The organism is Bradyrhizobium uaiense, from assembly GCF_010811875.1.
GTDB classification, from domain to species: domain Bacteria; phylum Pseudomonadota; class Alphaproteobacteria; order Rhizobiales; family Xanthobacteraceae; genus Bradyrhizobium; species Bradyrhizobium uaiense.
In genome coordinates this window covers 1-608 of record NZ_VKHP01000558.1, presented here as the reverse complement: position 1 = coordinate 608, position 608 = coordinate 1, and the positions used below count along the sequence as shown (strand labels likewise).

General features: G+C 53.0%; 1 pseudogene. It reads right to left on the bottom strand.

Annotated elements, in window-relative coordinates:
- Positions 1-296 (bottom strand): annotated as a pseudogene (locus FNJ47_RS46455) (nucleotidyltransferase family protein); the annotation flags it as partial.
- Positions 297-608: the final 312 nt, after the last annotated feature.

Sequence of the window (608 nt, the reverse complement as noted above, 5' to 3'; positions counted from 1 at the left end):
CGGACTAACGTGGAGACGAGACGGCGACGTCCTTTCAGGTCGGCCTTCAGATCCTTGAACGCCTCGACCCTCTTGGTGATCTCGGGATCGTCCACGGGACCGACGTAGCGGCGATCTTGGCCGCTGCCTTCAGGTTTGGGCGTGTCGAAATACCAATATCTCTTGCCCTTGACCTCGACAGCCACGAACCGTCCGTTCGAGGAGAACTCCGAGGTGAAGCTCTCATCGAGGCTGCGCTGGACCAGTTCGGAATAGAGCGTCAGGTAGGTGATATCGAGGCCTTGGTTCGCCGGCATATCGGAACCTCGTTATACTATTTTTGCGAAAAAAGTATAACTAACGGAACTTCAATGCAAGTCTGCTATACTATTATCGCTAAAATAGTATAATTAGCTTTAATCTCAGTACCTTAGCTGAGACAACAACGCGCAGTTTTCGCGCACGCTTCGCCCGAACCCGAAAAGGAAATGAAACTCACTGCCCAGTCCCGGGATGATCTGGACGAACTCAGCTTTCAGAAATAACGCGTGCGAGTCCGAGCGCAAGACATCGCCTCTTTGTACCCGGAGTCATACGGTGCCCGATGACACAATTCCTTGGCCCGCTCC